The following is a 9,382-nucleotide window of genomic DNA, read 5'->3' on the forward strand; positions in this document are numbered from 1 at the left end:
GGACAGTAGCGTCGGTGGCCGTGGCGGACCGGCTCGTGGTGGCGGGCGCGGGCGCGGTGGGGGCCGCGGTCGCGTGGGCGGCGGCGCGCGACCGGCTCGCCGGCGAGGTCGTGCTCGTCGACCCCGACCCGGGCTCGGGCGCCTCGCGGGTGGCCGGGGGCATGCTCGCGCCGATCAGCGAGGCCTGGCCCGGCGAGCGGGACGTCCTCGAGCTGGGCGCGGCGTCGCTGGCGCGCTGGCCCGCGCTCGCCGAGCGGATCGCCGAGGACGCGGGGACGCCGGTGGGCCTGCGCCGCGAGGGGACGCTGCAGGTGGCCGTCGACTCCGCCGACGTCGCCGACCTCGAGCGCATCGCCGAGCACCTGCGCGCCTGGGGCCGCGGCGTGGAGCGCCTCACCGGACGTGAGGTGCGTCGTCGCGAGCCGTCGCTGGGGCCCGCGGTACGGGCCGGCATCGCGGTGCCCGACGACCTCGCCGTCGACAACCGGCGCCTGCTGGCGACGCTCGCGGCCGCCGGGCGGGCGCGCGGCGTCGTCGCCGACGGGCGGCGGGTGACCCGCGTCGTCGACGACGGGGCGCGGGTGGTCGGGGTGTCGCTGGACGGCGAGGTGCTCGAGGCCGACCGGGTCGTGGTGGCCGCGGGGGCCTGGTCGGCGGCGCTGCACCCCGCGCTGGCCGACCGGGTGCGCCCGGTGAAGGGGGAGATCCTGCGCGTGCGGGCGCGACGCTCGTCGCTGCCGCCGCCGACGCGGACGGTGCGGGCCGCGGTGAGCGGGCGCCCGGTGTACGCGGTGCCCCGCGACGGGGGACGCCTCGTGGTCGGCGCGACGCAGTACGAGGCCGGCTTCGACCCGGACGTGCTGGTCGGCGGGGTGCGCGACCTCGTCGCCGACGTCGAGCGCGTCCTGCCCGGGATCGCCGACTACGCCCTGGAGGAGACCGCGGCGTCGTTCCGCCCGGGCACCGACGACAACCTCCCCCTGCTCGGCCCCGTCGGACCGTCGGGGCTGCTGGCCGCGACCGGGCACGGGCGCAACGGGATGCTGCTCGTCGCCGTCACCGTCGACGCGCTGACGGCGGTCCTGCGCGGCGACGCCCTGCCTGCCGAGGCGGCGCCGGCGGCGGCCGACCGTCCGGACGTCGCGTCCGGCCCGGCCGCGCGCGTACGGTGAAACCGGACACCACGGGAGCCCGTCACGGGCTGAGAGGGAGCCGAGGCTCCGACCGTCGAACCTGATCCGGGTCATGCCGGCGCAGGGAGGGGAGCGCGATGACCACCGTGTGGCTCAACGACGAACGGCGCGACGTGCCGCCGGGCACGACCGTCGCGGTGCTCATGGCCGAGCACGGCGTGCCGGAGCGGGGCGTCGCCGTGGCCGTGGACGGCACCGTCGTGCCCCGGGTCTCCTGGGCGTCGACGCGGCTGCTCGACGGGACGCGGATCGAGGTCCTCACGGCGGTGCAGGGGGGATGAGCGTGGATCCGTTCGTGGTGGGGGGCCGCAAGTTCTCGTCGCGGCTGGTCATGGGGACCGGGGGCGCGGCCAACCTGGCCGTGCTCGAGCGCGCGCTCGTGGCGTCGGGCACCGAGCTGACGACGGTGGCGATGCGCCGTCTCGACGCCGGCGGCGGGCCGGGCGTGCTCGCGCTGCTGAAGCGCCTGGGCATCGAGCCGCTGCCCAACACCGCCGGCTGCCGCACCGCCGCCGAGGCCGTGCACACCGCACGCATGGCGCGGGAGGCGCTGGGCACGGAGCTGGTGAAGCTCGAGGTCGTCGCCGACGAGCGGACGCTGCTGCCCGACCCGATCGAGCTGCTCGACGCGGCCGAGCAGCTCGTCGACGACGGGTTCACGGTGCTGCCCTACACCAACGACGACCCGGTGCTCGCGGCCAAGCTCGCCGACGCCGGGTGCGCCGCCGTCATGCCCCTGGGCGCCCCGATCGGCACCGGGCTGGGCATCCGCAACCCGCACAACATCGAGATGATCACCGCCGCGGCGACGGTGCCGGTGGTGCTCGACGCGGGCATCGGCACGGCGTCCGAGGCGGCCCAGGCCATGGAGCTGGGCTGCGACGCGGTGCTGCTCGCCACGGCCGTCACCCGCGCGTCGGACCCCGAGATGATGGCCACGGCCATGCGCCTGGCCGTCGAGGCCGGCCACGCGGCCCGCGGCGCGGGCCGCATCCCCCGCCGGTACTGGGCCCAGGCCTCGAGCCCCTCGGCGGAGTAGGTGCCGATGTCAGCGGAGTGGCCCCGCTGACGTCCAGTGTCCGTATCTCCACTCACTCGAGGCCGGCGACGGCGAGACGCCCGGCGGCGTGCACCGGCTCGGTCGTGCGCAGGGCCCGGGAGAGGACGAACGCGCCCTCGAGGGCGCTGAGGATCCCGAGCGCGCGCTCGCGGTCGCCGTCGAGCCGCTCGGTGAGGACGTCGATCCACGACGTGAAGACCTCGGCCGTCGCCCGCCGCAGGACCTCGTCGGTGCTCGCGACCTCGAGCGCGACCGTCGCGATCGGGCAGGCGTCGACGTAGTCGGTCTCCTCGAGCATCGCGGCGGCCCCCGCGAACACGGCGCGGACGGACTCGGCGGTGCTCGCCTGCCCGTCGTACACCGCCAGCACGAGCGCCTCGAAGTACGCCCCGCTGGCGCGGACGACCTCGCCGGCCAGCTGCTGCTTGCCACCCGGGAAGTGGTGGTAGAGCGAGCCGAACGGGGCCTGCGCGTCGGCGACGACGGTCTTGAGCCCGGTGCCGGTGTAGCCCTGGCGCCGGAAGAGCTCGGCCGTGGCCAGGAGGATCCGGTCCCGGGTCGGGGGCTTGTCCACGTCGCGCATCGTATGCTCTGCTCTCACTAGAGCGTTCTACCTAGGAGCAGTGCATCGTGACGGGGCGGCCATGCGGGCAGCAGCGGGGATCGGCATCGGGATCGCGGCGGGGCTGGGCACGCGGGCCCTGCTGCCCGTCGCCTTGCGGGCGAGGTTCGCCCGCGACGTCACCCGGCTCAACGCGGGCGACCCGTCGACGCTGCTGGCGGCCTACGCCGACGACGCCGTGCTGCACTTCCCGCGGGGCGACCACCGGTTCTCGGGACCCTGGCGGGGGAAGCCCGCGATCGAGCGGTTCCTGCGCGCGTTCGTCGCGGCGCGGGTGCAGGGCACGATCCGCGAGATCGCTGTCAGCGGGCCGCCGTGGGCGATGACGCTGTGGGTGCGGTTCGACGACCACGCCGACGCCGCCGACGGCACGCGCCTCTACGAGAACCGCGCGGTGCTGGTGCTGCGGACGCGCCGTGGCCGCGTCGTCGACCACGAGGACTTCTTCGCCGACACCGAGCGCATCGGGGCCTTCGACCGCGCGCTGGCCGAGCGCGAGCTCAGGACGCCTCTGCCAGCGCCTTGAGCCGCGGCAGGGTCTGCTCGATGCCGCGGGCGTTGAGCGTCGGGAAACCGGAACGGTCGATCAGGGCCGGCATCAGCGCGGTCGACCAGTCGAACGTCTCGGTGACCCGCGTGCCGCCCGTCGCGGTGGGTTCGAGCTCGTAGCGCCAGCGGTGGCGCGCGGCGTGCCGCCACGCGATGAGCCGGCCCTCCTCGAACTCCACGACGGTGTTGGTGATCCGGTACGGGAGCCGCAGGCGCATCCCGACGCCGAACCTCGAGCCCAGCGACAGCCGCGCCGGGCCTGAGATCGCCGACCGGACGGTGCCCGAGCCGTCGAGGTCGGGGTGGCGACGCGGGTCGGCGAGCAGCTCGAACACCGTCGCCGGCGGCGCGTCGACGTCGATCGAACGGGATACCTGCCGGTCGGTCACACCGCATCCGTACCCCGCGCCCGGTGCCGGGACGCCGGTGATCGTGGTGGCTTACCCGATACCCGGTGTCCGGCGTGTCCTCCCCGCGAGGATGTGGCGATCCTGGCTCCTGGTGCCAGGAATGCCGCGTTGCTCGCACTCAGGTCAGGGCGACCGGAAGGGCGTCGACGCCGTAGACGATCGAGGTCGTGCGGAACGGCTGGTCGTCGAGGGTGCCGGCGTCGTCGGCCAGGCGCAGGCCCGGGAATCGGCGCAGCAGGGCCGGGTAGGCCGTGCGCAGCTCCATGCGGGCGAGCTCGGCGCCGATGCAGCGGTGGATCCCGTGCCCGAACGCCAGGTGCGGCGTCGGCGGGCGGCGGGGGTCGAACCGCTCGGGGTCGGGGGTCAGGCGCGGGTCGCGGTCGGCCGCCGAGAGCGACACGAGGATCCCGTCGCCCTTGCTGATGGCCACGCCGCCCAGGGTCATGTCCTCGGTGGCGAAACGCGGGAACGCGATCTGGACGACCGTCAGGTAGCGCAGCAGCTCCTCGACGAACCCGTGCACCGCGGCGGGCTCGTCGCGCACCAGCGCGAAGCTCTCGGGGTCGCGCAGCAGCACCATCGCCCCGAGCGCCAGCATCGACGCCGACGTCTCCAGGCCGCCGGTGAGCAGCCCGTCGGCGAGCTCGGCGAGCTCGTCGGTGTCCAGCTCGTCGCCGTGGTCGCGGATGAGCTGGCCGAGCAGGCCCTCGCCGGGCTCGACGCGCTGGCGCTCGACGACCCCGCGCAGGTACTGCAGCGACCCGGAGATGTTGTCGAACACCGCGCCGGCCCCGCCGAAGAGGTCGAAGCGCGCGGTGGAGAGCGCCTGGAACTCGTCGCGCTCCTCGTAGGGGATGCCCAGCAGCTCGCAGATCGTCAGCGACGGGATGGGCGTCGCGAAGTCCCGCACGAGGTCCACCGGCTCGCCCGCCGCGGCGAGCTCGGCCATGGCGTCGAGGCGTTCCTCGACGATCTCGGTGATGCGCGGGCCGAGCCGGGCCAGGCGGCGCAGCGTGAACTCGGGGGTGAGCAGGTGCCGCAGGCGGGTGTGCTCGGGCGGGTCGGTGAAGCCGAGCCCGCCCGGGTTCTGCCCGCCCTCGATGCCGGCCTGGCCCACGAGGTGGCCGAAGTCGTTGGACAGGCCCTGGGTGCGGCCCAGCACGGTGCGGGCCTCCTCGTGCCCCGTCACCAGCCACGCCGTCACCCCGAAGGGCAGCGGGAAGTGCCGCACCGGGGCGTCCTCGCGCGCCTCGCGCATCGCGGGCACCGGGTCCAGCCCGTCACGGCGCAGCGGGGTGAGCGCGTAGTCCGGCAGCAACGTCACCGGGTCGAGCCCGCGGCGGCTGCGCCAGGCCAGGTACTTGCGAGCCACCCAGCCCACGACGCGCGCCCGCAGTGCGTCCAGGCGCGAACGGTCCACCGTGTCCACTCTGCCCTCCCCGCGCGCGGTGACGCCGACCGGGGGCCGAGGCTAGGACGTGTGGGGCCCCGACGGACCCGGTGGTGGGGGTGTGTCACCCCACCCTTCGTCGGGGTCGACCCGGGGGAGTGTCCCGGGGCGCGCCCCGCCGTCGGTACCGGGGGCGATGCCCGAACCGGTGTCCGGTTCGTCCGGTACGGGGGCGGAGGCTACCGCGACCGCGGGACCGCGGACGAGGGTCGGCCCCCGCAGGCCCAGGCGACCGAGCTCCAGCTCGGCCAGCCGGGCGAGCACGTGGGGGTCGCCGCGGCGCCAGCCCGACGCCGCGCCGGGCACCGCGCGGGACAGCCGCCGCGGGGACGCGAACGCGAGCGCGCGCAGGGCGAGCAGGTCCGCGTCGGCCCCCTCGTGGCCCGATCCGGCGCCGCCCCAGCCCGCGCGGCCCAGCCCGTCGCGCAGCAGCAGCACCGCCCGGGCCGAGAGCATCCAGCGCACGCGCAGCGTGATCCACGTCGCGACCACCGGCACCACGGCGAGCAGCACCAGCGCCCACGCGAGCCCCGACGCCAGCGCGTCGATCGCCGCCACCTCCTGGTCGCCGGCCGCGACGAGCGAGTCGCCGGCCTGGGTGCCGGTGGACAGGGCACGGGCGAGGTCGTCGCCGACGAAGGGCAGGTTCGACGCGGTGTCGGCGGCGCCGGTGAACGTGTCGCGCACGGTCTGCCCCGCCCCGCCGAGCTGGCGGCCCGGGCCCTGCAGGGCCAGCACCGCGTCGTGCAGCAGGATCGCCAGCGAGACGACGACCGCCACCCACGTCAGCACCGCGACGTCGGCGACGAACTGGCGCGTCCGCCGGCGGGTGCGCTCGGCGTAGACCGGCCAGCGGGTCCGCCCGCGGTCCAGCACCGGTACCGGGTCCACCTCGCTGGTCACGGCCGGTGTGTGCCCCCCGACCGCGGGGGGCACACACCGCCGTGCCCCCACCCCGCCGTGTCGCCGTGCTCGACGACTACCAGCAGGTCGCCGCCACCTACGCCGCCTGGGACTCCCTCGGCGCGCAGGAGGTCACGTTCCTCGCCGAGCACCTCGGGGATGCCGACGGCATCGTCGCCGCGCTGGAGCCCTACGACGTCGTGGTCGCCATGCGCGAGCGCACCGCCTTCACCGCCGACGTCCTCGACCGCCTGCCGAACCTCGGCCTGCTGGTGACGACCGGGCCGGCCAACGTCGCCATCGACGTCGCCGCCGCCCACCGCCGCGGCGTCACGGTGTCGGGCACCGGCGGGGTCAGCCCGTCGACGCCGACGGTCGAGATGACGTGGGGGCTCATCCACGCCCTGACCCGGCACATCCCGGCCGAGGACCGCGCGGTGCGCGAGGGCGGCTGGCAGCACACCGTCGGGCGCGACCTGTTCGCCCGCCGCCTCGGCGTGGTCGGCCTCGGCGGGCTCGGCCGCCCGGTCGCGACGGTGGGCCTCGCCTTCGGCATGGACGTCGTGGCGTGGAGCGAGAACCTCGACCCCGACGAGGCCCGCGCCCACGGTGTCACGCCCGTCGGGAAGCGGGAGCTGCTGGAGACCTCGGACGTCGTGACGATCCACCTCAAGCTCTCCGAGCGCACCACGGGCCTCATCGGCCGCGACGACCTGGGGGCCATGAAGCCGACCGCGCTGCTGGTCAACACCTCGCGCGGCCCGATCGTCGACGAGGACGCGCTGGTCGCCGCGCTGCACGCCGGCACGATCGGCGGTGCCGGGCTCGACGTGTTCGGCACCGAGCCGCTGCCGGCGGACTCGCCGCTGCGGTCGGCCCCGAACACCGTGCTCACCCCGCACCTCGGCTACGTCACCGAGGGCACCTACGAGGTGTTCTACCGCGACGCCGTCGAGGACATCCGGGCCTGGGCCGACGGGTCGCCGATGCGCGAGCTGGGTCCCGACGACGGCGCGTGACCGAGGATCACCCGGACGACTGGACGGCGACCGCAAGTCGACGACAAGCCGACGACAAGCGGTGAGGGTCATGCTGCTCCCATCCGACGAGACCGCGAGCAGCAGGAGCCCGGCGTGACCACCGCCCCCACCGCCCCGCCGTCCCCGAGCGGCGTGACCGATCCGGCCGGGCCGGCCGCCGACCTCACCGTGCTCGCGGTGCTTGACCGCGCCCTGCTCGGCGAGGTGCGCCGCCTCGCCCGCCTGGCCGAGGGCGTCGCGGCGGGCACCGTGCCCGTCACCGAGCGCCGGGCGCTGGCCGTGGCCGACCACGTCGAGCGGGTGTGCGAGGCGATCCGGCACCGCCACGAGGCCGAGGAGGACCTGCTCTGGGTGCTGCTGACCCGCCATGCGGGCCGCGCGCTCGACCTCTCCGGGCTGCGCGACGACCACGTCGCCCTGCGCGGCCTGCTCGGGGAGGTGCGCCGGGGCATGCGCGGGGTGGTCGCGGCGCTGATGCTGCGCTCGCTCGCCGTGGCCACCGCCGCGGACTTCGCCCGCATGCGGACGCTCGCCGAGGGTCTGGCCGAGCTCGCCGAGCTGCTGGACGAGCACGTCCGGGACACCGGCCGCGAGCTCGCCGCCGTCTCCGTCCCGGCCGACGCCTGGCACCGCGGCGTCCGCGCGCTGCTGGCCACCGCCCCCGACCGCGCCGGCATCGCCGTGCGCCTGCGCGCCACCGCCACGCCGGGCGAGGTCGCGGCCGTCGACGCCGCCCTCGGGCGGGCCGGCACGTTCGCCCGCCACGCGCTGCGCCGCCGCGAGCGCCTGGTGTTCGGCGAGTAGCTCAGGGGATCGGGGCGGGCTGCCGGGCGGAGGGCCACGGCGGCGAGCCCAGGCGGGCGCACAGGGCCGCGGCCGCGGCGCGGTGCCCCGCGACGACGTCGTCGGGGTGGCCGAGCAGCACGCCCAGGTCGGCGAGCACCCCGTCGACCGGCCCGAACGTCGCCGTCCCCGACATCAGCCCGGCCATCCGCCCCGCCCAGGGCGCGAGGTCGTCGTGGCAGCGGGCGGCGACCGCGCCCTCGCCCAGCCCGATCGCGACCTCGGCGCGCGCCGCGGTCCACAGCAGCCACCACCAGTCGGCGCGCACGGGGACCTCCGGGACCCACACCGCGCGGGCCTCGTCGGGGCGACCGGCCGCGAGCAGGGCCAGCGCGTAGGGGTCGGCGACGTAGGGCCCGAACGCCGCGTGCAGCGGCGCGAGCGCCGGCACGAGCTCCCCGAGCCGGCCCTGCGCGCGCCGCACCCCGATCATCCCCGCGAGGCGCAGCGCCTCGCCGTTGGCCAGCCCGCGGGCCACCATGCCCGCCGCGGCGGCCTCGTAGGTGCGCTCGGCGTCGTCGGCCCGGCCCGTGACCAGCAGCGCGACCGCCTCGAAGATCGCCGACCACTCCAGCGTGGCCGCGAGCTGCCCGCTGGGTGCCTCGGCGAGGGCGGCCGCGGCGTGCCGGCGGGCGGCGTCGAGGTCGTGGCGTCCGGTGGCGTGCAGGAAGCGGGCGTGGTGGCCGACCGTGCGGTGGCCCCAGGACCCGGCGCGGCGAGCCGCGTCGAGCAGCTCGACGCCCAGGTCGTCGAGCCCGTCCCAGCGGGCGGGGACGAGCAGGCCCCAGAACCGGGCGTTGAGCGCGACGGGGCGCAGGGCGACCTCGTCGGGGGAGCCCGCCGGGAGGTCGGCCAGCGCGGCGACCGCGGCGTCGGCGTCGTCGCGGGCCTGGTCGGGCGGGCGGGCGAACGTGCGCGCGGCGAGCAGCCGGACCCGGTCGGCCGGGGCCGGGCCGGCGTCGAGCAGCCGGGTGGCCGCGGCGTCGGTGGCCTCGTCGACGTCGCCGCCCTCGGAGAGCGAGAACGAGACGGGCGCGTCGATGCTGGTCACCGCGCGCAGCACGTCCGCGTCGGTGACGGCGAGGGCGAGGGCCCGGTGGCGGGCGCGGACGGCCTCGATGGTGCTGCCGGCGTGGGCGCAGGCGGCCGCCCGGGCGGCGTGCAGGGCGACGCGGCGGGAGACGTCGAGGTCGTCGACGTCGCGGCGGGCGAGCAGGGCGCCGAGCAGGTCGGCGGCCTCGCGCGGAGCGTCCTGCTCGCGGGCGCGGGCGGCGGCCGCCGCGACGTCCCCGGCGGCGCGGAGCGGCCCGAC

At 76.9% G+C, this 9,382-nt stretch carries 10 protein-coding genes, 1 pseudogene and 1 riboswitch; of the genes and pseudogenes, 6 read left to right on the plus strand and 5 right to left on the minus strand.

The genetic code is table 11. The annotated features are described in order from the left end of the window. The first annotated feature begins 20 nt into the window (after nucleotides 1–20). The 3 genes from thiO to thiG all read left to right on the plus strand — a co-directional run bounded on the left by thiO (nucleotide 21) and on the right by thiG (nucleotide 2,232). Nucleotides 21–1,172: a glycine oxidase ThiO gene (gene thiO / locus ABD994_RS25565; protein ID WP_345422307.1), complete on the plus strand. Its 1,152-nt coding sequence runs from the start codon at nucleotides 21–23 to the stop codon at nucleotides 1,170–1,172. A 1-nt stretch (nucleotide 1,173) separates the two neighbouring features. Further along, a riboswitch (TPP riboswitch) is annotated at nucleotides 1,174–1,277 on the plus strand. Beyond that, on the plus strand, nucleotides 1,271–1,474 hold the full coding sequence (thiS, locus tag ABD994_RS25570; protein ID WP_345422310.1) for a sulfur carrier protein ThiS: 204 nt from the start codon (nucleotides 1,271–1,273) through the stop codon (nucleotides 1,472–1,474). It overlaps the preceding riboswitch by 7 nt. Next, a complete protein-coding gene (gene thiG, locus ABD994_RS25575) occupies nucleotides 1,471–2,232 on the plus strand; it encodes a thiazole synthase (protein WP_345422313.1) in 762 nt (253 codons plus the stop codon). Before thiS ends, thiG begins: the two co-directional genes overlap by 4 nt. A 52-nt stretch (nucleotides 2,233–2,284) precedes the next feature. Here thiG and ABD994_RS25580 read toward each other — a convergent pair whose 3' ends face one another. Next, nucleotides 2,285–2,836 carry a TetR/AcrR family transcriptional regulator gene (locus ABD994_RS25580; protein WP_425550127.1) on the minus strand — a complete coding sequence of 184 codons (552 nt, stop codon included), beginning with the start codon at nucleotides 2,834–2,836 and terminating at the stop codon, nucleotides 2,285–2,287. Nucleotides 2,837–2,897: 61 nt separating this feature from the next. Here ABD994_RS25580 and ABD994_RS25585 point away from each other — a divergent pair, with 61 nt between their 5' ends. Next, on the plus strand, nucleotides 2,898–3,401 hold the full coding sequence (locus tag ABD994_RS25585) for a nuclear transport factor 2 family protein (RefSeq protein ID WP_345422319.1): 504 nt from the start codon (nucleotides 2,898–2,900) through the stop codon (nucleotides 3,399–3,401). On the opposite strand, the gene ABD994_RS25590 is transcribed toward ABD994_RS25585, so the two are convergent. The 3 genes from ABD994_RS25590 to ABD994_RS25600 all read right to left on the minus strand — a co-directional run bounded on the left by ABD994_RS25590 (nucleotide 3,376) and on the right by ABD994_RS25600 (nucleotide 6,187). After that, a complete protein-coding gene (locus ABD994_RS25590) occupies nucleotides 3,376–3,813 on the minus strand; it encodes an SRPBCC family protein (protein WP_345422322.1) in 438 nt (145 codons plus the stop codon). The two genes, ABD994_RS25585 and ABD994_RS25590, sit on opposite strands and share 26 nt — an antisense overlap. A gap of 139 nt (nucleotides 3,814–3,952) precedes the next feature. Beyond that, complete coding sequence (locus ABD994_RS25595; protein WP_345422334.1) at nucleotides 3,953–5,239, minus strand: cytochrome P450; 1,287 nt, start codon at nucleotides 5,237–5,239, stop codon at nucleotides 3,953–3,955. A gap of 66 nt (nucleotides 5,240–5,305) precedes the next feature. Then, the gene (locus tag ABD994_RS25600; RefSeq protein ID WP_345422325.1) at nucleotides 5,306–6,187 is read right to left on the minus strand and encodes a hypothetical protein; all 882 of its coding nucleotides are present in this window, start codon (nucleotides 6,185–6,187) and stop codon (nucleotides 5,306–5,308) included. Nucleotides 6,188–6,252: 65 nt separating this feature from the next. On the opposite strand from ABD994_RS25600, the gene ABD994_RS25605 reads away from it, so the two are divergent. Both ABD994_RS25605 and ABD994_RS25610 read left to right on the plus strand, forming a co-directional pair. Further along, a complete protein-coding gene (locus tag ABD994_RS25605) occupies nucleotides 6,253–7,206 on the plus strand; it encodes a D-2-hydroxyacid dehydrogenase family protein (protein ID WP_345422328.1) in 954 nt (317 codons plus the stop codon). Between the two features lie 114 nt (nucleotides 7,207–7,320). Continuing rightward, nucleotides 7,321–8,031 carry a hemerythrin domain-containing protein gene (locus ABD994_RS25610; protein ID WP_345422331.1) on the plus strand — a complete coding sequence of 237 codons (711 nt, stop codon included), beginning with the start codon at nucleotides 7,321–7,323 and terminating at the stop codon, nucleotides 8,029–8,031. A gap of 1 nt (nucleotide 8,032) precedes the next feature. Here ABD994_RS25610 and ABD994_RS25615 read toward each other — a convergent pair. Then, nucleotides 8,033–9,382 (minus strand): annotated as a pseudogene (locus ABD994_RS25615) (hypothetical protein); the annotation flags it as partial.

It is taken from the genome of Actinomycetospora chlora (assembly GCF_039542135.1).
Taxonomy (GTDB): Bacteria; Actinomycetota; Actinomycetes; order Mycobacteriales; family Pseudonocardiaceae; genus Actinomycetospora; species Actinomycetospora chlora.